Origin of the sequence: Luteimonas gilva (assembly GCF_005239095.1) — a bacterium.
Lineage (GTDB): Bacteria > Pseudomonadota > Gammaproteobacteria > Xanthomonadales > Xanthomonadaceae > Luteimonas_C > Luteimonas_C gilva.
This window is the reverse complement of the sequence record NZ_SZUA01000001.1, coordinates 720,699-744,902: the sequence shown is the minus strand read 5'-3', so window position 1 is coordinate 744,902 and position 24,204 is coordinate 720,699. Positions and strand designations below refer to the sequence as shown.

General features: G+C 65.1%; 19 protein-coding genes and 1 pseudogene. 9 read left to right on the top strand and 11 right to left on the bottom strand.

The features are described from left to right. Positions 1–60 precede the first annotated feature (60 nt). Positions 61–2,211: a TonB-dependent siderophore receptor gene (locus tag FCE95_RS03375; protein WP_137265569.1), complete on the top strand. Its 2,151-nt coding sequence runs from the start codon at positions 61–63 to the stop codon at positions 2,209–2,211. Between the two features lie 172 nt (positions 2,212–2,383). Here the strand turns inward: FCE95_RS03375 and FCE95_RS03370 are convergent, their stop codons facing one another. Together FCE95_RS03370 and FCE95_RS03365 are read right to left on the bottom strand one after the other, a co-directional pair. Then, a complete protein-coding gene (locus FCE95_RS03370) occupies positions 2,384–2,833 on the bottom strand; it encodes a c-type cytochrome (protein ID WP_137265568.1) in 450 nt (149 codons plus the stop codon). Continuing rightward, on the bottom strand, positions 2,830–3,165 hold the full coding sequence (locus FCE95_RS03365; RefSeq protein ID WP_137265567.1) for a c-type cytochrome: 336 nt from the start codon (positions 3,163–3,165) through the stop codon (positions 2,830–2,832). Before FCE95_RS03365 ends, FCE95_RS03370 begins: the two co-directional genes overlap by 4 nt. 218 nt (positions 3,166–3,383) lie before the next feature. Between FCE95_RS03365 and FCE95_RS03360 the strand changes: the two genes are divergently transcribed. From FCE95_RS03360 to FCE95_RS03345, 4 genes are read left to right on the top strand one after another with little or no spacing between them, the layout of a single operon-like run. Continuing rightward, positions 3,384–4,535, top strand: coding sequence for an efflux RND transporter periplasmic adaptor subunit (locus FCE95_RS03360; protein ID WP_137265566.1), 1,152 nt, complete (start codon positions 3,384–3,386; stop codon positions 4,533–4,535). Next, the gene (locus tag FCE95_RS03355; RefSeq protein WP_137265565.1) at positions 4,535–8,059 is read left to right on the top strand and encodes an efflux RND transporter permease subunit; all 3,525 of its coding nucleotides are present in this window, start codon (positions 4,535–4,537) and stop codon (positions 8,057–8,059) included. Before FCE95_RS03360 ends, FCE95_RS03355 begins: the two co-directional genes overlap by 1 nt. Positions 8,060–8,071: 12 nt before the next feature. After that, complete coding sequence (locus FCE95_RS03350; RefSeq protein WP_137265564.1) at positions 8,072–11,197, top strand: efflux RND transporter permease subunit; 3,126 nt, start codon at positions 8,072–8,074, stop codon at positions 11,195–11,197. 34 nt (positions 11,198–11,231) lie between these two features. Continuing rightward, positions 11,232–14,327, top strand: a complete 3,096-nt coding sequence (locus FCE95_RS03345; protein WP_137265563.1) for an efflux RND transporter permease subunit — start codon at positions 11,232–11,234, stop codon at positions 14,325–14,327. A 134-nt stretch (positions 14,328–14,461) separates the two neighbouring features. Here FCE95_RS03345 and FCE95_RS03340 read toward each other — a convergent pair whose 3' ends face one another. The 9 genes from FCE95_RS03340 to ykgO all read right to left on the bottom strand — a co-directional run bounded on the left by FCE95_RS03340 (position 14,462) and on the right by ykgO (position 20,849). Beyond that, on the bottom strand, positions 14,462–15,682 hold the full coding sequence (locus FCE95_RS03340; RefSeq protein WP_137265562.1) for a TraB/GumN family protein: 1,221 nt from the start codon (positions 15,680–15,682) through the stop codon (positions 14,462–14,464). 94 nt (positions 15,683–15,776) lie between these two features. Then, positions 15,777–16,703 carry an alpha/beta hydrolase gene (locus tag FCE95_RS03335; protein ID WP_223266755.1) on the bottom strand — a complete coding sequence of 309 codons (927 nt, stop codon included), beginning with the start codon at positions 16,701–16,703 and terminating at the stop codon, positions 15,777–15,779. Positions 16,704–16,723: 20 nt separating this feature from the next. Next, a complete protein-coding gene (locus FCE95_RS03330; RefSeq protein WP_137265561.1) occupies positions 16,724–17,329 on the bottom strand; it encodes a TetR/AcrR family transcriptional regulator in 606 nt (201 codons plus the stop codon). Between the two features lie 48 nt (positions 17,330–17,377). Beyond that, complete coding sequence (locus tag FCE95_RS03325; RefSeq protein ID WP_223266754.1) at positions 17,378–17,929, bottom strand: hypothetical protein; 552 nt, start codon at positions 17,927–17,929, stop codon at positions 17,378–17,380. A gap of 12 nt (positions 17,930–17,941) precedes the next feature. Then, the gene (locus FCE95_RS03320) at positions 17,942–18,829 is read right to left on the bottom strand and encodes a carbon-nitrogen hydrolase (RefSeq protein ID WP_137265560.1); all 888 of its coding nucleotides are present in this window, start codon (positions 18,827–18,829) and stop codon (positions 17,942–17,944) included. An 8-nt stretch (positions 18,830–18,837) separates the two neighbouring features. Next, positions 18,838–19,200, bottom strand: coding sequence for a VOC family protein (locus FCE95_RS03315; protein ID WP_137265559.1), 363 nt, complete (start codon positions 19,198–19,200; stop codon positions 18,838–18,840). A 2-nt stretch (positions 19,201–19,202) separates the two neighbouring features. Next, entirely contained in the window at positions 19,203–20,234 is a 1,032-nt protein-coding gene (locus FCE95_RS03310) for an agmatine deiminase family protein (protein WP_137265558.1), read from the bottom strand. Positions 20,235–20,242: 8 nt separating this feature from the next. Continuing rightward, complete coding sequence (locus FCE95_RS03305) at positions 20,243–20,572, bottom strand: hypothetical protein (RefSeq protein ID WP_137265557.1); 330 nt, start codon at positions 20,570–20,572, stop codon at positions 20,243–20,245. A 151-nt stretch (positions 20,573–20,723) separates the two neighbouring features. After that, positions 20,724–20,849 (bottom strand): type B 50S ribosomal protein L36, encoded by a 126-nt coding sequence (gene ykgO, locus FCE95_RS03300; RefSeq protein ID WP_010342887.1) that lies wholly within the window; start codon positions 20,847–20,849, stop codon positions 20,724–20,726. A gap of 102 nt (positions 20,850–20,951) precedes the next feature. Here ykgO and cmk point away from each other — a divergent pair, with 102 nt between their 5' ends. The 4 genes and pseudogenes from cmk (at position 20,952) to FCE95_RS03280 (ending at position 24,199) form a co-directional block, all read left to right on the top strand. Beyond that, positions 20,952–21,629: a (d)CMP kinase gene (cmk, locus tag FCE95_RS03295; RefSeq protein ID WP_137265556.1), complete on the top strand. Its 678-nt coding sequence runs from the start codon at positions 20,952–20,954 to the stop codon at positions 21,627–21,629. Between the two features lie 163 nt (positions 21,630–21,792). Continuing rightward, positions 21,793–23,487 carry a 30S ribosomal protein S1 gene (gene rpsA, locus FCE95_RS03290; protein ID WP_137265555.1) on the top strand — a complete coding sequence of 565 codons (1,695 nt, stop codon included), beginning with the start codon at positions 21,793–21,795 and terminating at the stop codon, positions 23,485–23,487. A gap of 54 nt (positions 23,488–23,541) precedes the next feature. Next, positions 23,542–23,853: pseudogene (locus FCE95_RS03285) on the top strand (integration host factor subunit beta); the annotation flags it as partial. An 85-nt stretch (positions 23,854–23,938) separates the two neighbouring features. Further along, positions 23,939–24,199 carry a lipopolysaccharide assembly protein LapA domain-containing protein gene (locus tag FCE95_RS03280; RefSeq protein WP_137265553.1) on the top strand — a complete coding sequence of 87 codons (261 nt, stop codon included), beginning with the start codon at positions 23,939–23,941 and terminating at the stop codon, positions 24,197–24,199. The last annotated feature ends 5 nt before the right edge of the window (positions 24,200–24,204 follow it).

Sequence of the window (24,204 nt, the reverse complement as noted above, 5' to 3'; positions counted from 1 at the left end):
GCCCCCCAGCCGTCGATGCCAGGCACGCGTGAACTTCCCGCCACTGCCTGACGGATCGACATGTCCTCGAAGAACACCCGCCGCGCCTGCGCGGTTTCGCTGCTTGCGTTCGCGCTTTCCCTTCCGCTGCAATCGCTGGCCGCAACGGCCGAAGACACCGTCCTCGCCGACGCACGCGATCCCAAAACCCTGGATAAGTTGACCGTGCGCGGCCAAGCCGAGCCGTACGCGGCCGGCAGCACGCGCGCGGGCACCAAGACCGATACGCCCATCGAAGAGATTCCGCAGGCGATCAGCGTGATCACCGCCGAGCAGATGCGCGACCAGAACGCGCAGTCGCTGCAGGAAGCCTTGCGCTACAGCGCGGGCGTGCGCACCGACCAATACGGACTGGACAACCGCGGCGACTGGTTCGCGCTGCGCGGCGGCAGTTCCGGCACCACGCTGCTCAACGGCATGCGCCTGCCGCTGGTGGGCTGGTGGGGCGTGGTGCGCGAGGAGCCATACGCTTTCGACCGCGTCGAAGTGCTGCACGGCCCCTCGTCGGTGATGGCCGGGCAGAACGCACCGGGCGGCGTGGTGAATCTGGTCAGCAAGCGGCCGCTGACGGCCGCGTCGCGAGAAATATCGCTGCAAGCCGGCAACAACGATCATCGGCAATTGGCCGCGGATTTCGCCGGACCTTTGAACGACACGCTGAGCTATCGTCTGGTCGCGTTGTGGCGCGACAACGACACCCAAGTGGATTACGCCGACAACGAACGCCGCTACATCGCGCCGTCCATCGCTTGGCGCCCTTCCGAAAGTATCCAGTTCGTCGCCTACGCCGAATACCAGAAAGACCGCAACCGCAACACCGAAGGCTTCTTCCCTTGGTCGGGAACGCTGTTGCCGGCGCCGAACGGGCCGATCCCGCTGGAACGCTTCGTCGGCGAGCCGGCCTGGGACGTCAACTTGGGCGAACGCGCCCGCGCCGGGTACGAGTTCGAATACAAATTCAACGACGCTTGGACCTTGCGTCACGACCTGCGCCACGATCGCGTGCGCGGCAGGATCCGCACCATGTACGCCGCGTTCTGGGAGGTGGATGCGCACGGCAACGGTTACGGCGACAACGCGCTGGGCGAGGACCGCACCCTCACCCGGCTCGCCTACGGCAACGACGACCGCGCCAAGATCGGCAACGGCGACGTGCTGCTCGAAGGCCGCTTGGGCAGCGGCCGGGTGAAACACACTTTTTTGTTCGGCGTGGATGCGATGCTGTCGCGAACCAAGCAATGGACTTCGCCCGATTCGGCTTGTCCGGTGCCGTTCGACGTGTACGCGCCGGTGTACGGCGATTGCCCCGAGCGGTCCATCGATCCGGCCAGCCTGGTTAGCACCCGCATGCGCCAGGCCGGTTTGCTGCTGCAGGACCAGATCAAGATCGACGACCGCTGGGTGCTGGTCGCAGGCGCGCGCCACGACCGCGTGGACAAGCGCTTGACCGGTGCCGATGGCGCAGAGACCAGCCGCTCCAAAGACAGCGCCTGGACCCAAAATTTCGGCGCGGTGTATTTGGCGCCGGGCGGTTGGTCGCCGTACGTGGCCTATTCCGAATCTTTCCAACCGGTCGCCGGCCGCTCGCGCACGGGCGAAGGCTTCGATCCCACTCGCGGCAAGCAAGTGGAAGCGGGTTTGAAATGGGTGCCGGACGCTTACGGCCTCACCGCGACCGCCGCGGTCTACAAATTGGAGGAAACCGGGCGCCTCACGCCCGATCCGGTCGATCCTAATTTCTCGGTGCAGCGTGGTCGCGTGGAAGCCAAGGGCATCGAACTGGAAGCCAATGCCAGCGTCGGGCGGTGGGATTTGATCGTCAGCTTTACCCATTCGAAGGCGACGGACGAGGCGACCGGCTTCCGTTTCGAAAGCATTCCCGAGAATTCCGCGGCTTTATGGGCCGCTTACCGCATCGCCGCGGTGCCGGGACTGCGGATCGGCGGCGGCGCACGCTATGTCGGCAAGACCTGGGACGGTGCCGACACGCTGGCGACGCCTTCGAACACGCTGTTCGACGCGTTGATTGCCTACGAAACCGGGCCGTGGCGCTTGTCGTTGAACGCGGTGAATCTGACCGATAAGACTTACTTCGCTACTTGCTTGTCGCGCGGCGATTGCTGGTACGGCGCCAAGCGCCGCGTCGTCGCCGAAGTCGGGTACCGCTGGTGAGCCTCGTGGCCCGGGTGGAGCGAAGCGATACCCGGGGTCGCCATCTTCCATGGAGGTGCGTGGCGAGATGACGTTGCGCTTTCCCGGGTATCGCCTTCGGCTCCACCCGGGCTACGTCCCAAAGAAAAAGGGCCTTGCGGCCCTTTTTCTTCGACGCTGTCGCGATGCGGGATCAATGCACGCCGTGCAAATCGCGCAACTGGCTCGGCCGGGTCGAGAAATACGCGGCCAGGTCGGCGATCTCCTGATCGGTCAGATCTTTGGCCTGGCCCGACATCAGCGGATGCTCGCGATCGCCGTCGCGGTACATCTGCAGCGAATGCGCGATGTAGTCGGCGTACTGGCCGCCGAGCTTGGGATAGGTCGGATCCAGCGGCGCGTTGCCTTCCTTGCCGTGGCAATCGATGCAGCTCTGGCTGGTCGCTTTGCTCTTCACCAAGCTGCGCTTTTCGCCGTTCTCGGCATGACCCGCGGGCAGGCCGGCGGACGAAGAGGTGTGGCCTTCGCTGCGGTCGGCGGAGGAGTGCTCGGCCGGGGTTTCGCCGGACGGCGTGCAGGCGGCGAAAGCCAGCACGGCGAGCAGGGGGAAGGCGAGTCGGGTCGTGGTCAGGGCGCGGCTCACGGCTTCAGCTCCGAAAGGAAAGCGGCGATGTCGGCGATGTCCTGGTCCGAGAAGCTCTCGGCCTGGGCCTGCATGGTCGGGTGCTTGCGCTTGCCCGCCTTGTACTCGCTTAGCGCATTGCGCAGGTATTCCTGCGACTGCCCGCCGATCCTCGGCACGTGATAGTTCGGATACGCGTTCTTGTAGCCCTCGATGCCGTGGCACCCCTGGCAGGTGTAGGTCAGCTGATGGCCTTTTTTGGCGTCGCCGACCAGCGGCTTGGCCAGATCGGCGGCAAGGGCGGGAGCGGCGATGAAGGCTAGCGCGAGGCAAGCGATCGGCAACGGTCGCATTAATGTCTTCTCGGTGGGCTGGCGGTGTCGCGGGCCGGTCATCGGCGCGCAGTCCGTAAAGTATAGCGTGGGCGTCGCGCGCAGCCCAACGATCGTGCCGAGGCGACGAACGGTTGCAACGGTTTCGCCCCCACGCTCGTCACTATTACCTTCGGCGCATGATGCATTCATGGCCGGGTGATATATCTAGATACAACACCTCCCGAGAGCCCATTCCGATGCCGTTTTTCGCCTCCGCCAGCGGTTCCGCCAGGACGCTAACCGCCAGCCGCTTCCGCCTGCTGCCGATCGTCCTTCTGCTCGTCAGCCTGTGCGCCTGCAAGGGCGGCGGGGAGGGCGAAGCCCAGGCCAAGGACGGCAAGGAAAACAAGCCCGAGGCCATTCCGGTCGAAGTGGCCAGCGCCGCGCACCGGCCGATCGCGGCCAGCTACACCGGCACCGCGCCGCTCGAAGCGCGCGGCGAATCGCAGGTGGTCGCCAAAACCTCGGGTGTGGCCTTGAACGTGCTGGTCGAAGAAGGCCAGCAGGTCCGCGCCGGCCAGCCGCTGGTGCGCCTGGATCCGGATCGCGCCCGCCTGGCCGTGGCCCAGACCGAAGCCCAGATGCGCAAGCTGGAGAACAGCTACCGCCGTTCGCAACAGCTCGTCGCGCAGCAGATGATCAGCGCCAACGACGTCGACCAGATCAAATACGACCTGGAGAACATCCGCGCCCAGTACCGCCTGGCGACGCTGGAACTGTCCTACACCACGGTGTTGGCGCCGATCTCCGGCACCATCGCCTCGCGTTCGATCAAGGACGGCAACTTCGTCCAGATCAATACGCCGATCTTCCGCATCGTCGACAACTCGAAGCTGGAAGCCACCCTCAACGTGCCCGAGCGCGAACTGGTCACGCTGAAGGCCGGCCAGCCGGCGACGATGGCCGTCGATGCGCTGCCGGGCAAGACCTTCACCGGCAAGGTGGACCGCGTGGCGCCGGTGGTGGATTCGGGCAGCGGCACCTTCCGCGTGGTGTTGGCTTTCGACAACGGCGGCGTGCTGCAGCCGGGCATGTTCGGCCGCATCAAGATCGACTACGACCAGCGCGCCGACGCCCTGGTGGTGCCGCGCATCGCCTTGCTCGACGACGAGAACGATCCGGCGGTGTACGTGATCCGCAACGGCAAGGCCAGCCGCGTGCCGGTGAAGCTCGGCTATACCGACGGCGCTTGGGCCGAAGTGCGCAGCGGCCTGAAGACGGGCGACCGCGTGGTCACCGCCGGCAAGGTGGCGCTGCGCGAAGGCAGCGAGGTGCAAGTGATTTCCGCCGACGGCAAGGCCGTGGCGCAAGCCAAGACGAACGCCCAGCCCAAAGCCGGTAAGCAATAATGACCTCGCCCAGCACCGGCGCCGACAAGGCGCGAGCGGTGGCGGCAGCGACGACCTCGGGGCTCGTGGAGTTCTCGACCCGCCGTCGCGTCACCATCTTCATGATCACGTTGACCTTCGTCCTGTTCGGCTTCATCGCGCTGAACGATCTGAAGGTCAACTTGCTGCCAGACCTGAGCTATCCGACCTTGACGGTGCGCACCGAATACACCGGCGCGGCCCCGACGGAAATCGAAACGCTGATCACCGAGCCGGTGGAAGAGGCCGTCGGCGTGGTGAAGGGACTGCGCAAGCTGAAGTCGGTGTCGCGCACCGGCCAGAGCGACGTGGTGCTGGAATTCGCCTGGGGCACCGACATGGACCAGGCCGGCCTCGAAGTCCGCGACAAGATCGAGGTGCTGACCCTGCCGCAGGAAGCCAAGCAGCCGGTGCTGCTGCGCTTCAATCCTTCGACCGAGCCGATCCTGCGTTTGGCGTTGTCGTCGAAAGAAGCCGGCAAGACCGAGTTGGAAACCGTGCGCAAGCTCACCGAGCTGCGCCGTTACGCCGACGACGATCTGAAGAAGAAGCTCGAACCGGTGGAAGGCGTGGCCGCGGTCAAGGTCGGCGGCGGCTTAGAGGACGAGATCCAAGTCGACATCGACCAGCAGAAGCTGGCGCAGCTGAATCTGCCGATCGATACCGTCATCCAGCGCTTGCAGCAGGAGAACATCAACATCTCCGGCGGCCGCTTGGAAGAAGGTTCGCAACGCTATCTGGTACGCACGGTGAACCAGTTCGCCAGCGTGCCGGAAATGCGCGAAATGCTGGTGACCATCTCCAGCGCGGGCAACGGCGCCGCGCAGAGCGCAGCGGCGCAGATGGCGGCGATCGCCGCATCCACCGGCAACGCGGCGGCGATGGCCGCGGCGGCCTCGGTGCAGAGCGCGAACTCGGGTTCGTCCAGCGCGGTCGCCGGCGGTATGCCGGTGCGGTTGAAGGACATCGCCGACGTGCGCCAGGGCTACAAGGAACGCGAAGCGATCATCCGCCTGGGCGGCAAGGAAGCGGTGGAGCTGGCCATCTACAAGGAAGGCGACGCCAATACCGTGGCCACGGCCGACGCGATCCAGGCGCGCTTGAACCAGATCAAGAACCAGATTCCGGCCGATGTCGAACTGACCACTATCGACGACCAATCGCAGTTCATCCGCCACGCGATCAACGACGTCAAGCTGGATGCGGTGATCGGCGGCTTCCTGGCCGTGCTGATCATCTTCCTGTTCCTGCGCGACGGCTGGAGCACGTTCGTGATCGGCTTGTCGCTGCCGGTGTCGATCATCGCCACGTTCTTCTTCATGGGCCAGCTGGGCCTGAGCTTGAACGTGATGTCGCTGGGCGGCCTGGCGCTGGCCACCGGCTTGGTGGTGGACGATTCGATCGTGGTGCTGGAAAGCATCGCCAAGGCGCGCGAACGCGGCCTGGGCATCATCGATGCGGCCATCGCCGGCACGCGCGAAGTCAGCATGGCCGTCGTGGCTTCGACGCTGACCACCATCGCCGTGTTCTTGCCGCTGGTGTTCGTGCAAGGCATCGCCGGTCAGTTGTTCCGCGACCAGGCGCTGACCGTGGCGATCGCGATCGCGATTTCGCTGGTGGTGGCGATGACCCTGATCCCGATGCTGAGCTCGCTGAAGGGGCGGCCGCCGCTGGCTTTCCCGGAAGAAACGCCGCATCCGAAATGGCAGCCGGATTCCAAATTGCAGAAGCCGGTGGCCGCAGTGGGCCATGCGGCCGGCGCGACTTCGCGCGGCGCGTTCTTCGGCATCGCTTGGCTCGTCGTCCGCATCTGGCGCGGCTTGGTGGCCGTAGTCGGCCCGGTCATGCGCAAATTCAGCGACCTGGCCATGGCACCATACGGCCGCGCCGAACGCGGTTATTTGAAGCTGCTTCCGGCTGCGTTGCGCCGGCCTTGGTTGGTGCTGGGCTTCGCTGCCGCCGCGTTCGCGGCGACGCTGCTGGTCGTGCCGCTGCTCGGCGCGGACCTGATTCCGCAGTTGGCGCAGGACCGTTTCGAAATGACGGTAAAGCTGCCGCCCGGCACGCCGTTGCGCGACACCGACAAGCTGGTGCGCGAATTGCAAGCCGCGCACGACAAGGATCCCGGCATCCGCACCTTGTACGGCGTCAGCGGCAGCGGCACGCGCTTGGACGCGAACCCGACCGAAAGCGGCGAGAACATCGGCAAGCTGACGGTGGTGATGGCCGACGGCGGCAGCAAGCAGGTCGAAGCCGAAGAAACCGAACGCCTGCGCAAGACGATGCAGGCGCATCCGGGCGCGCAGGTGGACTTCAGCCGGCCGGAGCTGTTCAGCTTCTCCACGCCGCTTGAAATCGAATTGCGCGGCCAGGATCTGGCCACCATCGAGCGCGCCGGCCAGAAGATGGCGGCGATGCTGCGCAAGAACCCGCACTACGCCGACGTCAAGTCGACGGTGGAGCAGGGTTTCCCCGAAATCCAGATCCGCTTCGACCAGGATCGCGCCGGTGCGCTGGGCCTGACCACGCGCCAGATCGCCGATGTGGTGGTGAAGAAGGTGCGCGGCGACGTGGCCACGCGCTACAGCTTCCGCGACCGCAAGATCGACGTGCTGGTGCGGGCGCAGGAATCCGACCGCGCGTCGGTCGAGAACATCCGCCGCTTGATCGTCAATCCGAACAGCAGCCAGCCGGTAACGCTGGAGTCGGTGGCCGATGTCGTGTCGACCGTGGGCCCGAGCGAAATCCACCGTGCCGACCAGGTGCGGGTGGCGATCGTCTCGGCCAACCTGCGCGACATCGATCTGGGCACCGCGGTGCAGGAAGTGCAGACGATGGTCGCCGACGATCCGCTCGGCGCCGACGTCGGCATGCACATCGGCGGACAGGGCGAGGAGCTGGCCGATTCGATCAAATCGCTGTTGTTCGCCTTCGGCCTGGCGATCTTCCTGGTCTATCTGGTGATGGCTTCGCAGTTCGAGTCGCTGCTGCATCCGTTCGTGATCCTGTTCACCATCCCGCTGGCCTTGGTCGGCGCGGTGTTGGCCCTGCTGCTGACCGGTTCGCCGGTGTCGGTGGTGGTGTTCATCGGCCTGATCCTGCTCGTCGGCCTGGTGGTCAAGAACGCGATCATCCTGATCGACAAGGTCAATCAGCTGCGCGAGAGCGGTTCCGGCAAGCGCGAGGCGTTGGTGGAGGGCGCGCGCTCGCGACTGCGCCCGATCATCATGACCACGATGTGCACGCTGTTCGGCTTCCTGCCGCTGGCCTTGGCCTTCGGCGAAGGCGCCGAAGTGCGCTCGCCGATGGCGATCACGGTGATCGGCGGCCTGCTGGTGTCGACGCTGCTGACCCTGGTCGTGATCCCGGTGGTGTACGACCTATTGGATCGCCGTTCGGACGAGTACTACCGCGAACGCGGCCGTCGTGCGCGCCGCGACGCCGAAGCGGTGGCCGAGCACATCAAGGACGAACAGCAGCCGCTCGCCGATCCGGGCCAGGCTTGAGGATGCGACGAAATGAGCATCGCCGAACTCAGCATCAAACGCCCGGTCACGGCGATCATGTTCTTCGTGTCGCTGTTCGTGATCGGCGTGATCGCGGCGGTGCGGTTGCCGCTGGAGGCGTTTCCCGAAGTCTCGCCTCCCTTCATCTTCATCTCGCTGCCGTATAGCGGGTCCACGCCGGAGGAGATCGAACGCACCGTGCTGCGCCCGGTCGAAGAGGCCGTGGCGACGATGTCGGGCATCAAGCGGATCGAATCCAGCGCCCGCGCCGACGCCGGCGAGATCTTCATCCAGTTCTCGGACTGGAGCAAGGACGTGGCGATCGCCGCGTCGGAAGCGCGCGAACGGATCGACGCGATACGTTCCGACCTCCCGGACGATTTCCAGCGCTATTTCGTCTTCAAGTTCTCCACCACCGACCAGCCGGTGCTGCGCTTGCGCCTGGCCGGCGCGGGCGGCACCGACATCAGCGGCGACTACGAACTGATCGACCGCGAATTCAAGCGTCGTCTCGAGCGCATTCCGGGCGTGGCCAAAGTCGAGATCTCCGGCGCCTCGCCGAACGAAGTCGAGATCGCGATCGCGTCCGACCGCCTCACCGCGCACGGCATCGGCCTCAACGACCTGACCACGCGTTTGCAGGCGATCAATTTCTCGATCTCTGCGGGCGAGATCGACGACAACGGTCAGCGCCTGCGCGTGCAGCCGGCCGGCGAAATCACCGACCTGCAGCAGTTGCGCGATCTTGTGATCGACAACAAGGGCTTGCGCCTGGGCGACATCGCCACGATCAATTTCAAGCAAGCGCGCACCGATTACGGCCGTCGCTTGGACGGCAGTCCGGCGGTCGGCCTGGACATCTTCAAGGAGCGCAACGCGAACCTGGTGGAAGTGTCCAGCAACGCGTTGAAGGAAGTGGAGGAGATCCGCAAGCAACCGGCGCTGCGCGGCATCCAGACCAAGATCTTCGGCAACCAGGGCGAGAACGTCACCAAGTCGTTGACCGACCTGGCGGAGGCGGGGGGCATCGGCTTGGTGCTGTCGATCGCGGTGCTGTTCTTCTTCCTGCGCCATTGGCCGTCGACGCTGATGGTGACGCTGGCGATCCCGATCTGCTTCGTGATGACGCTCGGCTTCATGTATTTCGCGGGCGTCACCCTGAACATCCTCACCATGATGGGCCTGCTGCTGGCGGTGGGCATGCTGGTGGACAACGCGGTGGTGGTGGTGGAGAGCATCTACCAGGAACGCGAAAAGATGCCGGGCCAGCCGCGCCTGGCCTCGATCCTGGGCACCCGTCACGTGGCGATCGCGTTGTCGGCCGGCACTTTGTGCCATTGCATCGTGTTCCTCCCGAACCTGTTCGGCGAACGCAATTTCCTCAGCATCTACCTGGGCCAGATCGCGATCACGATCTCGGTGTCGCTGCTGGCCTCGTGGCTGGTGGCGGTGAGCCTGATCCCGATGATCTCGGCGCGCCTGAAAACGCCGCCGGCGGTGCGCTCGGACAAGGGCCTGATCCCGCGCCTGCAGCGCAGTTACGCCAAGCTGCTGCGCTGGACGCTTGCCCATCGCGGCTGGAGCGTGCTCGGCATCCTGGTGATCGTCGCGGTCAGCATCTATCCGATGAAGCACACCAAGTTCGACATGTTCGGCGGCGACGACGGCATCGAAACCTACGTCGGCTACCGCTGGAAAGGCTCGTACACCATCCCGCAGATGTCCAGCGAAATCCTGCGCGTCGAGAACTACCTCGACGCGAACCGCAAGAAGTACCACATCAAGCAGATCTACTCGTTCTTCGGCGAGCAGGGCGATGCCGGCACCATGGTCACTTTCGACGACGACATGGCCGGCAAGACCAAGCCTCTGGTCGAAGAAATCGGCAAGGGCATGCCCAAATCGGCGCGCGCGGACATCACCATCGGCCGCAACGGGGGCGGTCCCGGCGGCGGACAGCCGGGCCAGAACGTGCAGGTGCAGCTGGTCGGCGATTCCTCCGAAACCCTGCGGGCGCTGGGCGACGACATTGTGCCCATCCTGTCCAAGCGCAAGGAATTGCGCGACGTGCGGGTCGACGTGGGCGACCAGAACAGCGAAATCAACGTGCGCGTGGACCGCGAGCGCGCGGCCGCGTTCGGCTTCAGCGCGCAGGAAGTGTCGCGCTTCGTCGGGTTGGCCTTGCGCGGCGCGCAATTGCGCGAGTTCCGCCGGGGCGATACAGAGGTGCCGGTCTGGGTGCGCTTCGCCGGCGCCGAGCAGTACGGGGTGGAGGACATGGCCACGTTCACCGTGCGCACGGCCGACGGCCGCTCGGTGCCCCTGCTGAGCATGGTCGACGTCGCTGTCCGTCCCGCCGCGACCCAGGTCAGCCGGACCAACCGGCAGACCACCCTGACCATCAAGGCCAATCTCGCCGGCAAGACGCCGATGCCCGAAGCGCGCAAGGTAATGGAAGAGACCTTGAAATCGATCTCCTTCCCGGCCGGCTACAGCTATTCCTTCGACGGCAGCGCGTTCCAGGAGGACGACGATGCCACCAAGCAGATGATGTTCAACCTGCTGATCGCGCTGGTGATGATCTACGTGGTGATGGCGGCGGTGTTCGAGTCGCTGTTGTTCCCGTCGGCGATCATGAGCGGTGTGCTGTTCTCGGTGTTCGGCGTGTTCTGGCTGTTCTGGCTCACCGGCACCACCTTCGGCATCATGTCCTTCATCGGCATCCTGGTGCTGATGGGCGTGGTGGTGAACAACGGCATCGTGATGATCGAGCACATCAACAACCTGCGTCGGCGCGGCATGACCCGGACCGAGGCGCTGGTGGAGGGCAGCCGCGAGCGGTTGCGGCCGATCCTGATGACGATGGGCACCGCGATCCTGGCGATGGTGCCGATCGCGCTGGCCAGCGGCAGCACCAACAACGACATGCCGGCCTACTATCCGATGGCGCGCGCCATCGCCGGCGGCTTGGCGTTCTCCACCGTCGTCAGCTTGTTGTTCCTGCCGACGATCTACGCCATCCTCGACGACCTGAAGCACGGCAGCGCCAACTTGGTGCAGCGCGCGCGCCGCCGTCGAAGCTCGGCCCCGGCCGCCGCCGTGGCGGCATTGAACGCCGGCGACGGCACATCGGCCTGACGGAAAGATACGACCGCATGAGCGCATCCGAAGCATGAGCATCGCAGAACTGAGCATCAAACGGCCGGTCACGGTCATCATGCTGTTCGTGTCGATGGTGGCGATCGGCCTGATCGCCTCTTTCCGCCTGCCGCTGGAATCGTTGCCGGACATCTCCTATCCGGGCGTGTTCGTGTCGATTCCCTACGCCGGTTCGACGCCGGAGGAAGTCGAGCGCACGGTGCTGCGTCCTGCCGAGGACGCGCTGGCGACGATGCCCGGCATCAAGCGCCTCACCGGCCGCGCGAATGCGGAAGGCGCCTTCATCGGCGTGTTCTATTCGGACTGGGACACGAATGTGCAGATCGCCGCCTCGCAGGCGCGCGAGCGCTTGGATGCGATCCGCGCCGATTTGCCGGACGATCTGCAGCGTTACTTCGTCGGCAACTGGTCGTCGACGGACGAACCGGTGCTGCAGGTGCGCTTGGCGGGGAAGATGGACCTCACCGCCGCTTACGATCTGATCGACCGCGAATTCAAGCGCCGCCTGGAGCGTATTCCCGGCGTCGCCAAAGTGGACGTTTCCGGGGCTTCGCCGAACGAGATCGAAGTGGCGATCGACCCCGATCGCCTGGTCGCGCACGGCGTGAGCCTCAACGAATTGACGACGCGGCTGCAGACGGTGAATTTCTCCGTCTCCGCGGGCCAGATCGAAGACGGCGGACGCCGCTTGCGCGTGCAACCCATCGGCGAAATGAACGATCTGCTGCAACTGCGCGACTTGGTGATCGGCCAGAACGGTTTGCGCCTGGGCGACATCGCCCAAGTCCGGTTCAAGCCGGAGCGGATGAACTACGGGCGCCGCTTGGACGGACGCCCCGCGGTGGGGCTGGACATCTTCAAGGAACGCAACGCCAACTTGGTGCAGGTGTCGCGCACCGTGCTGGCGGAGATCGAGAAGATCCGGCACGAGCCGGCGCTCGGCGGCCTGCAAGTTCAGGTCACCCAGAACCAGGGCGAAGAGGTCACCAGCTCGCTTTCGCAGCTGGCCGAGGCGGGCGCGATCGGCCTAGTGCTGTCGATGACGGTGCTGTTCTTCTTCCTGCGCCATTGGCCGTCGACGCTGATGGTGACCCTCGCCATCCCGATCTGCTTCATCATGACCCTGGGGTTCATGTACTTCGTCGGCGTCACGCTCAACATCCTCAGCATGATGGGCTTGCTGCTGGCGATCGGCATGCTGGTGGACAACGCGGTGGTGGTGGTGGAGAGCATCTACCAGGAACGCGAGCGGATGCCCGAGCAGCCGCGCCTGGCCTCGGTGATCGGCACCCGCCATGTCGCCATCGCGCTGTCGGCGGGCACGCTGTGCCACTGCATCGTGTTCCTGCCGAACCTGTTCGGCGAGACCAACGACATCAGCATCTTCATGACCCAGATCGCGATCACCATCTCGGTGTCGCTGCTGGCGTCGTGGCTGGTGGCCGTAAGTCTGATCCCGATGCTGGCGGCGCGGATGAAGACCCCGCCGGCGGTACGCAGCGATAGCGGCTTGATCGCGCGCATGCAGCGCGGCTACGCGGGCTTCTTGCGCTGGACGCTGGAACACCGCGGCTGGAGCGTGCTGGGCATCATTTTGATCGTGGCGGTCAGTTTCGTCCCGGTCACCCAGGTCAAGATGAACATGTTCGGCGGCGACGACGGCAACGAGGTCAACATCCGCTACCAGTGGAAGGGCAGCTACAGCAAGGAGCAGATGCTGGAAGAAGTGCTGCGGGTGGAAAATTATCTGGATGCGAACCGCAAGCGCTTCAATATCGTCCAGCTGTTCTCGTTCTACAGCGAGGAAGGCCGCGGTCGCACCCAGATCACTTTCGATAAGGAGAAAGTGAAGGAAACCAAGCCGCTGGTCGACGTCATCAGCAAAGAATTGCCGAAATCGGCGCGGCTCGACTTGAATTTCGGCGACCAGGGCGACGGCGGAGGCGGTGGCAACGGCCAGGCGGTGCAGGTGCAGTTGGTGGGCGATTCCACGACCAGCCTGGACGAGTTGGCGCAGGAAGTGATTCCGATCCTGTCGCGGCGTCCGGAACTGCGCGACGTGCGGGTGGAGAACGGCGACCGCAACAGCGAACTGAACGTGCGGGTCGACCGCGAGCGCGCGGCTTCGTTCGGTTTCAGTTCGCAGGAAGTGTCGCGCTTCGTCGGCCTGGCCCTCCGCGGCGCGCAGCTGCGCGAGTTCCGCCGCGGCGATACCGAGGTGCCGGTATGGGTGCGCTTCGAAGGCGCCGACGATTTCGGCCTGGGCGACATCGCGGCTTTCACCGTTCGCTCGCCGGACGGCCGCACGGTGCCGCTGCTGAGCATGGTCGACGTGAAGGTGCAGCCGGCGGCGAACGCGATCGAGCGCACCAACCGCCAGACCACGCTGACCATCATGGCCAACTTGGCGGGCAAGACCACCATGCCCGAAGCGCGCAAGGTCATGGAGGACACTTTGAAGAATGTCGCGTTCCCGGCCGGCTACCGTTACAGCTTCGACGGCAGCGGTTTCGAACGCGACGACGAAGCCGGCAAACAGATGCTGTTCAACCTGGCCATCGCCCTGGTCATGATCTACGTGGTGATGGCGGCGGTGTTCGAATCGCTGCTGTTCCCGGCCGCGATCATGAGCGGCGTGGTGTTCTCGATCTTCGGCGTGTTCTGGCTGTTCTGGCTCACCGGCACCGAGCTGTCGATCATGGCCTTCATCGGCATCCTGGTGCTGATGGGCGTGGTGGTGAACAACGGGATCGTGATGATCGAACACATCAACAACCTGCGCCGGCGCGGCATGACCCGCACCGATGCGCTCGTGGCTGGCGGTCGCGAACGCCTGCGCCCGATCCTGATGACGATGGGGACCGCGATCCTTGCGATGATCCCGATCGCGCTGCAGACGCAGACCGCGGACAACATGCCGCCTTATTACCCGATGGCGCGCGCCATCGCGGGTGGGCTGGCGTTCTCCACCGTGGTCAGCCTGCTGTTCTTGCCGACGATCTACGCGATCTTGGACGATCTGCGATTGGGCAGCAGTCGCTTGATCAAGCGCGCCCGCGGCCAGCGCGGTGTGCCGGCTCAGGCCCTCGCCGCGATCAACGCGGAGTAATGAAAGCCCCTCTCCCACCGGGAGAGGGGTTGGGGTGAGGGTTCGGAGAAGTTGCGGGAGTTCCAGCGGGCATCACTTCGCCGAACCCTCATCCGCCCCTTGGGCACCTTCTCCCGATGGGAGAAGGAAAAAGCTCAACCGAACAACTTGCCCAGCATCCTGGCGCCGCCGGTCCATACCCCGATCGCGGTGCCCAGGCTGGTCAAGAAGAAATTCAGCAGCACGCGCGCCACGCGATTGCGCCACCAGCCTTTCATCGTCTGCACGTCGTCGCGCAACGCCATGAAATCGGCGTAGGTGGGTTTGCGCACCCAGGCTTCGACCAGGGCGCTGATCGTGCCCGAAGCGAGCGCCGGGTGCAGCGGCGTGACGGGCGAAGCGATGAACGCGGCGACGATGCTCAATGGATGGCCGCCGGCCAACGCGCAGCCCAATGCGCCCAGACCGCCGGTCCACAGCACCCAATACAGCACCAGATCGGCGCCCACGTCGACGCCGCCGCGCCAGAAGCCCCAGGCGAAGCCGCCGAGCACGAAGGCGGCCAGCACGATGGTGAACCACGGGATGGAGGATTTCTCAGGCAGGGTTTCGAGTTCGGCGACCACGCCGGCCGACGCGGCGGTGTCTTCGCGCAGATGCTTGGTCAGGCCCGGCAGGTGTCCGGCGCCGACCACCGCCAGCACGTCGCGCGATCCGGCCGGCATCGCGCGCAACTTGGCCGCCATATAGCGGTCGCGTTCGTTGATGATGGTGTCGTAAAGCTCGGGCGTTTCGTCGGCGAATTCGCTGAAGCTGGCTTCCATCAGATCGCCTTGCTTGAGCTTTTCGATTTCGTCTTCGCCGACTTCTTCGTCGGCGAACAAGCCGGCGAACAGTCCGGCGGCGACTTTGGCCTTGCGCCAGAAACCCAGCCGGCCCAAGGCGCGCTTGAAGGTCAGGCCGACGTCGCGGTCGATCAGTTCCAGCGTCAATCCGCGCGCTTCGGCTTCTTCCGCGGCGGCCTTCAATTCCGCGCCGGGTTCGATGCCGAGTTGTTCGGCCAATCGGCGTTGGTAGGCGGCCAAGCCCAGGTTCGCCGCGAACAAGGCGGTCTTGCCTTCGCGCAGCACCTTGACCAGATCCAGCCGCGCCAGCGCATCGGGGTCGGTCAGCGCTTGCAGGCGCTGTTTGTCCAATTCCACCGCGATCGTGTCGTAGCCGCCGCTGTCGATGGCCGCGCGCACCGCATCCACGCTCGCCTTCGATACGTGCGCCGTGCCGAGCAAGGTGTAGCGCACGCCGTCGCGTTCGACGATCGCGTGCGGCTGGCCGGAAAAAGGATCGGTGGAGGCGGGCGGATCTTGCTCGAAAGTCATCGCGGCGTTCGTGGTGGGCGGACCGCGGCGAAGGCGCCGCGGCCGCGCAGCATAGACGCTCGCGAAGGCCGGCGGCAAAGGCCGCCGGTCATGTTCAGGCGATGCCGAAGGGTAAATTAGGCGTGGACACCACGCGTTCGCCCACCGCTTCGCCGCGCAGGAAACGCAGCGCGGCGGCGATCACGCCTTCGTCCTGGGCGATCCGGTTGTGGCCCAGGCCCTGGGTGCTGAGCAGGCGCGAATCGGGCCAGAAACGGGCGTAGCGCTCGCCTTCGGCCCACGGCACTTCGCGGTCTTCCACATCGTGCACGATCAGCGCCGGATGGGCGATGCGCGGCGCGTTGAAATGGGCCTGGAACGCGTCGAACGAAAAACCGATATGCGCTTCGAACGCGGCGATCATGCGCCGGCCGAGCCGCTGCGGCAGGCCGACGAAGCCGGCGAAGCGCATCGCGGCGTCGACCGGATCGGCCGCCGGCGCGATCAGCACCGCGCGTTCGGCGGGCAATCCGCGCGCCAAAGCGGTGGCGACCGCCGCGCCGCCCAGCGAATGCCCGATCAAGGCCGCCGCGGGCCCGAAGCGGTTCGCCACGGCCTGCAGCGTATTCGCGAATTCGAGCAGATTGCTGCGGTTGCCGGTGCTGAGTCCATGCGCCGGCTGGTCGAACGCCACCACCGCGTAGTCGGCGCCCCGGAGGCGGCCGATCCAGGGGAGGAAGCGCGTGGCGTGGCTCGACCAGCCGTGCGCAAGGAGAACGTAGGGCTGCGTTTGCGGATCGCCCCAGACATAAGTGTGGATGCGGTGGCCGTCCAATTCGAAGCTGTCTTCGACGGCGTCTGCGCTGGGCGTTTGGGCGGCGCGTGAGCGCGAGCTGGCGAAGGGCGTGCAGAACAAATCGCCCGCGCGGCGCACGGTCGCTGCGGCATCGAACCAACTGCCGAGCCGAAACGTGGCGCGCAAGCCCGCCATCTGCAGAGTGGATCGAACGGTCGTGCTAATTTTGGACATTGCTGCGGACATGACGGCACCTCATCGGAAGATCAGGCGGTGGGGGAGTGGGCGGCGATCCAGCGCTCCAGCGCGGTATCGCCATGGCGTCGGGCGCGTTCGTAACCGAACAATCCCGCCTCGTGGAGCATGGCGAGCGGGATCGCGTACAGCTCGAAAGCGTATTGATCGGTGTCGCCGTCGCGCAGATGGCCGGCGTCGATCGCCAGTTGCGCGGCGCGCTGCAGCTCGGTGCGCCAGCGTCGTTCGTTCTGTTGCACGCGGTCGCGAATCGGGCCGGGGCGGTCGTCGTATTCGCTGACCGAACCGACGAGCACGCAGCCGCCGGCGGCCATCCGGCCCCATTCGAACCAGTTGCGCATGATCGCGCGCAGGCGCGGCAGTCCGCGCGGCTCCTTCAACGCGGCGATCAGCACCGCCTGGCCGAAACGGATCGCGGCCGATTCCAGCACGGCGAGCTGTAGGTCCTCGCGCGAACCGAAGTGGGCGAAAACGCCGCTCTTGGACATACCCACGGCCTGGGCGAGCGGGCCGATCGACAGGCCTTCCAGACCCGTCTGCCGGGCCATGTCGTAGGCTTGGTCGATGATGACTTCGCGGGTGGCGGCGCCTTTCTGGGTGGCGGTCAGCATGTTCATGAGCGGAGAATAGCACGACCGTTCGTTTTTTATTTGACCGTTCGTCGGTTAGTAAATCTCATCTAGATGAGAGACCGGCCTAACGACAGAGGAGGAGCGGGCATGCACCGCGCGCAAATAACCGACGTAGCGCATCGCATATTTATTGCTCGCAGGCGCCTCGGCCTGGATTTTGTGCCAGTAGTCCGCAAATCCGATTTTGCGGAGCAATTTCGCGTATTCACGGAATTCGCGCGGAACGTTTCCGGCGATCAGCATGTCCACGATTCGCTTCCTGAGTCGCGCTTGAACGGCCGCGGGCAGATCCGCTTGTCGCATCGCTCGGGCGACATGCGATTTCAACGCTCTTCCGAAAGTGAACTTCGAATCCTCTTCCATGAATTCAGCGCCGATCACGATGCAAGCCGCATCGCCGGATCTGATCCCTGCGATCACCTTGTCCATGACCGGATAAACCCATTGGGTGTCGCGCCACACGTGCTCTTTCGGAGTGAGGTCCAGCGGCTCCGAAACCGAGAAGCGACCCACATAGTCCGCATAACGCGCGAGAATCGCCAGCCGGGTCCACCGGCCTGTTCCGTTATAGTCGATGACGCGCACGGACGCGATTGATCAGTCGCGGTAACGCTTCAGCAGATCGCCGTACGCATCGATGCGCCGGTCGCGCAGGAACGGCCAAATGCGGCGCACGTGTTCGCTGCGTTGCATGTCGACTTCGCACATCAGCACTTCGGGTGCGTCTTGTCCGGCTTCGGCCAGGAATTCGCCTTGCGGGCCGAGCACGTGGCTGGAGCCCCAGAAGCGGATGCCGGACGTGCCCAGCGGCGAAGCTTCGTGACCGACGCGATTGCACGACAGCACCGGCAAGCCGTTGGCGACGGCGTGGCCGCGGTGGCTGAGGATCCAAGCGTTGCGCTGACGGTCCTTCTCGGCTTGTTCGTCGTCCGGATCCCAACCGATCGCGGTCGGATACAGCAGCAGTTCGGCGCCGGCCAAAGCCATCAGCCGCGCGCCTTCCGGATACCACTGGTCCCAGCACACCATCACGCCGAGGCGGCCGACCGAGGTGTCGATCGGTTCGAAGCCGATGTCGCCGGGCGTGAAGTAGAACTTCTCGTAGAAACCCGGATCGTCGGGGATGTGCATCTTGCGGTACTTGCCCGCGGTGCTGCCGTCTTTTTCGAACACGACCGCGGTGTTGTGGTACAGCCCGGTCGCACGTTTTTCGAACAAGGAGCTGACCAGCACCACGCTGTGCTGCTTGGCGAGTTTGCCCAGGCGTTCGGTGCTGGGGCCGGGAATGGTTTCGGCCAAGTCGAACTCGGCCACCGATTCGTGCTGGCAGAAATACGGACCGTTGTGCAGTTCCTGCAGCAGGACCAGTTTCGCGCCTTGCTTGGCGGCTTCGGCCACGCGCTGTTCGATCACGGCCAGGTTCGCCGCGGCGTCGCCATGGTTCTTTTCCTGGATCAGGGCGACGGGCAGGGTGGTCTTGTTCATGGATGCGTTCATGTTTCGGAGTCCGACCAGACGGCCAATTCGTTGCCCGCCGGGTCGCGGAAATGGAAACGGCGGCCGCCGGGAAAGCTGAAGATATCGCGGATCAAGGCGCCGCCGGCGGCGATCGCTTTGTCGCGCGCCTCTTCGAGCCGCGAAGCATAGATGACGGCCAGCGGCGCGCCGGGCCTGTGCGCGGGATCGGCATTGAGCCCGGCTCCAAGCCCGCTGTCGCGGGTATCCGCGTAGTCGTCGCCCCAATCCTGCCAGCGCCAACCGAAGACGGTGCGGTAGAACTCGCTGGCGCGCGCGACATCGGTTTCCGAAGCGGCCGGAAATTCGATGAAGTCGATGCGGTTCTCGCGGCCGGCCATGCTCAGGCCACTAAACCCAGCGGCAACTGCATGGTGATGCAGTGCAAGCTGCCGTTCTGCCAAATCAGCGGACGGCAGCGCACCTGCACGATTTCATGCGCGGGGAAGGCCTGCGCCAGCACACCCGCGGCCGCAGCGTCGGCGGCATCGCCGTACGCCGGCATCAGCACGGCGCCGTTGACGATCAAGAAATTGGCGTAACTGGCGGCCAGGCGTCGGCCGCCGTCGACGATGGGCTTCGCCCAGGGCAGCGGAAACAGCCGATACGGCGTGCCGTAAGCCGTGCGCAGCGCGGCGATTTCGTCCGCCATCGCCTTCAATTCTTCGTAATGCGAATCGGCGGGATCGTCGCAGGCTTGGAACACGATCGCATCGGGCGCGGCGAAGCGAGCGAGGGTATCGACGTGAGCGTCGGTGTCGTCGCCTTCCAAATAACCATGGTCCAGCCACAGTACGCGGTTCTGCGCCAGCCAGTCGGACAGTTTCGCCGTCAGCTCATCGCGTGTCTTTTCCGGATGGCGTTCGTGCAGGCACTGCCAAGTCGTGAGCAGCGTGCCTGCGCCGTCGGTGTCGATGGCTCCGCCTTCCAGCGCGAAATCGATGGCGCGCGTTTGCGCATCGCCGAACACGCCTTTGCTGTGCAACGCTTCGATCAATTGATCGTCGCGGCTCGCCTCGAACTTGCCGCCCCAGCCGGTGAAGCGGAAGTCGAGCAGCCGGAAGCCGTCTTTGCCGCGCAGGCTGATCGGGCCGGAATCGCGCAGCCAGGTGTCGTCGTACGGCACTTCGACGAAATCCACTCGCGACATGTCGATCCGCACCGAGGACAGCCTTGCGCGCGCATACGCCTGCACGTCGTCGTCCGCGACGCATACGATCGCGCGTTGAAAGCGGGTGATCGCCGCCACCAGCGCAATGTAGGTCTCTTCGACTTCGGCCAGGCGCTCGGCCCAGTCGGTGCCTTCGTGCGGCCAAGCGATCAGGACCGCGGATTGGGGCTCCCACTCCGCGGGGAAACGCAAATAATCAGTCATTCCGATACTTAACGAATAGCGGGTTTCGGACCGATCTCGTTCGGCGCGGCCTGCACCGCGACCGCGTCGATCACTTTGTTCTTTTCGAAGTAGACGACGAAGCTGGGGTAGGTCCAGCGGTTGATCGTCGGCCATTGCCGCTTCTGGCCGCCGCGCGGATCGAGCTTGCCGCTCGGCGCGCCGTAGCGGGCTTCGACCTGGGCCATGGTCATGCCGCGGGCCGGCATCGCCGCCATATTCTCCTGGCGTGTGCGGTCGATCAGCAATTTGTCGGCCGAGGCGGCGCCGGCGGTTGCCAGCAGCAGAGCGAAGGCTAGCGGACGTGCGATGCGGTTCATGACCCAACTCCCTCGGTTTGGACGCCGGATTGTAGGCGCAAGCCGGCGCGGGAAAACAAGGAATCGACGGCCGGAAACGACGAAGGCCGCATTGCTGCGGCCTCGGTCACGCTTCCGATGCGTCCGGAGACGCAGGAATCGTTGGGGCTTCTTAGCGCTGACGCGCCTTGAAACGCGGATTGCTCTTGCAGATCACGAAGACCTTGCCGCGGCGGCGGACCACCTTGCAGTCGCGGTGACGGGCCTTCGCCGACTTCAGGGAGGACAGGACCTTCATGACACACCTCGGCGGAAAAGTTCGACATTATGCTGGCTTTTCCGAATGCGTTCAAGAGGTTGCGGCTTGCCTCTAGAATGGCCCGAACCCGGAGGAGAAAAGATGGCCAAGACCGTACCCGTTCTGACCATCGACGGGCCTTCCGGCTCGGGCAAAGGCACCATCAGCCGGCTGGTCGCCAACCGGCTCGGTTGGCATTACCTGGACTCCGGCGCTCTGTACCGGGCGGTGGGTCTGGCCGCGGCCTGGTCCCAGGTCGACCTGAGCGATGCCGAGCACGTGGCCGCCTGCGCCGAGCGCACCGAGATCCATTTCGAAACCGGCGAGGGCGGGGCCGAGCCGCGGGTCATCGTCAACGGCAAGGACGCCACCCATCAACTGCGGATGGAAACCGCCGGGGCGGCCGCTTCGGCCATCGCCGCGCTGCCCGCGGTCCGCGAGGCCCTGCTGGACAAGCAGCGGGCCTTCCGGCAGCCGCCGGGCCTGGTCGCCGACGGTCGCGACATGGGCACGGTCATCTTCCCGGACGCCCGCCACAAGGTCTTTTTGACGGCCAGTGCCGAGGAAAGAGCCGAAAGACGCTATAAGCAGTTGAAAGACAAAGGGGTTTCCGTTACATTGGACGGTCTGCTGCGCGAGATTCTCGCCCGCGACGCCCGCGATGCGGAACGCGCGGTGGCGCCGCTGCGACCGGCCGAAGACGCCGTCCGCATCGACACTACCGGCCTTCCCATCGACGAGGTGGTCGCACGCGTCCTGGCTTTGCTGCCGGAACGCTGACGCGAATCCAGCGCCGCAGAAAAGCCCCGTGCGGAAAGATCCGCGCGGATTTTCCATCCACCACAACACTCCCGGCCACACGCATCCCGCGCAGGCCGATAACGGGTGGACCGCGCCGCGTCCAAAACACGCAGCCGGTCTGTGTCCAACCGAGTAATCAGAAATGACTGAATCTTTCGCAGAACTGTTCGAACAGAGCCAGACCCAACTGGCCAAGCTGAAGCCGGGCTCCATCGTCACCGGCACCGTCGTCGAAGTGCGTACCGACGTGGTGGTGATCAACGCCGGCCTGAAGTCCGAAGGCATCGTGCCGATCGAACAGTTCCGTAACGACGCCGGCGAAATCGACGTCGGCGTGGGCGACCAGGTCAAGGTCGCGCTGGACTCCATCGAAAATGGTTTCGGCGAAACCGTGCTGTCGCGCGAGAAGGCCAAGCGCGCCATGGTGTGGGACGAGCTGGAAGAGGCTCTGAACAACAACGAGACCATCACCGGCCGCATCAGCGGCAAGGTCAAGGGCGGCTTCACCGTCGACATCAAGGACGTCCGCGCGTTCCTGCCGGGTTCGCTGGTGGACGTGCGCCCGGTCCGCGATCCGGTGTACCTGGAAGGCAAGGAACTCGAGTTCAAGCTCATCAAGCTGGACCGCAAGCGCAACAACGTGGTCGTCTCCCGCCGCGCGGTGGTCGAGAGCGAGCATTCGGAAGAGCGCGAACAGCTGCTCGAGAAGCTGCAGGAAGGCGCGATCCTCAAGGGCGTGGTCAAGAACCTCACCGACTACGGCGCGTTCGTGGACCTGGGCGGCATCGACGGCCTGCTGCACATCACCGACATGGCCTGGAAGCGCGTGCGCCATCCGAGCGAAGTCGTGGAAGTGGGCCAGGAGCTCGACGTCCGCGTGCTGAAGTACGACCGCGAGCGCAACCGCGTCAGCCTGGGCCTGAAGCAGCTGGGCGAGGATCCGTGGGACAACATCGCGCGCCGCTACCCGGCCAACACCCGCGTGTTCGGCAAGGTCTCCAACGTCACCGATTACGGCGCGTTCGTCGAGATCGAGCCGGGCGTGGAAGGCCTGGTCCACGTGTCCGAGATGGACTGGACCAACAAGAACGTCAACCCGTCCAAGATCGTGCAGGTCGGCGACGAAGTGCAGGTGATGGTGCTGGACGTCGACGAAGAGCGCCGCCGCATCTCGCTGGGCATGAAGCAGGTCTCGTCCAATCCGTGGGAAACCTTCGCCGCCATCCACAAGAAGGGCGACAAGGTGTCCGGCCAGATCAAGTCGATCACCGACTTCGGCATCTTCATCGGCCTGGACGGCGGGATCGACGGTTTGATCCACTTGTCCGACATCAGCTGGAACTCCACCGGCGAAGACATCGCCCGCAACTTCAAGAAGGGCGACACCCTCGAAGCGGTGGTGCTGGCGGTGGATCCGGAACGCGAGCGCATCAGCCTGGGCGTCAAGCAGCTGGAGCAGGATCCGTTCGGTCAGTACATGGCCGGCAACCAAAAGGGTTCCGTGGTCAAGGGCAAGGTCAAGGAAGTGGACGCCAAGGGCGCGACCATCGAACTGGCCGACGGCGTGGAAGGCTACGTCGCCGCCCGCGACATCGCCAAGGAACGCGTCGACGACGCCACCCAGCACCTGAAGGTGGGCGACGAAGTCGAAGCCAAGTTCATCGGCATGGATCGCAAGGGCCGCACCATGCAGCTCTCGATCAAGGCCAAGGACGAAGCCGAAGTGCAGGAAACGCTGGCCGAGTACAACCGTGCTTCGAGCGACGCTTCCAGCGGCACGACCAAGCTGGGCGCGCTACTGCGCGAGCAGCTCGGCAGCAAGGCCGATTCCGAGTAAGCCTCGAATGGACGGTCCGGTTCGCCGGACCGTCCTCGGCTCCGAGCCTGCGATGCGGTGCCCATGACCAAGTCCGAACTGATCGAAATACTCACCCAGCGCCAGGCCCATCTGAAGGCCGACGACGTCGACCTCGCGGTCAAGTCGTTGCTGGAGATGATGGGCGGTTCGCTGTCCGAAGGCGGCCGCATCGAGATCCGCGGCTTCGGCAGTTTTTCCCTGCATTACCGGCCGCCGCGCACCGGCCGCAATCCCAAGACCGGCGACGCCGTCGCGCTGCCCGGCAAGCACGTGCCGCATTTCAAACCCGGCAAGGAACTGCGCGAACGGGTCAGCTCGGTCGAGCCGCAAGCCAGCGAAGACTGAGCGTCCGCGCACCGTTATGCGGCGCTATTCCGCCGGGGTTGCCGTACGTCGGCTAAGCTAAGCGCCGTTTCCGGAGTTCCCGCGCATGCGCCTGATCCGCCTACTCGCCGCTATCGCCTGCCTCGTGGCCGGCATCGCCGTGGGCGCGTTGAATCCGCAACCGGTCGCCCTGGACTTGGGCTTCGTTTCCTTGCGCGCCGGCTTGGGCGTGATCGTATTGGCCGCCTTGCTCGGCGGCGTGATCTTGGGCGGATTGATCCTCACCGCGAGCGTCGTGCTGCCGCTAAAGCAGCGGCTGCGCCGCACGACGGCGAACGCGCCGGCCAAAACCGACGAGGGACGATGAGCGAT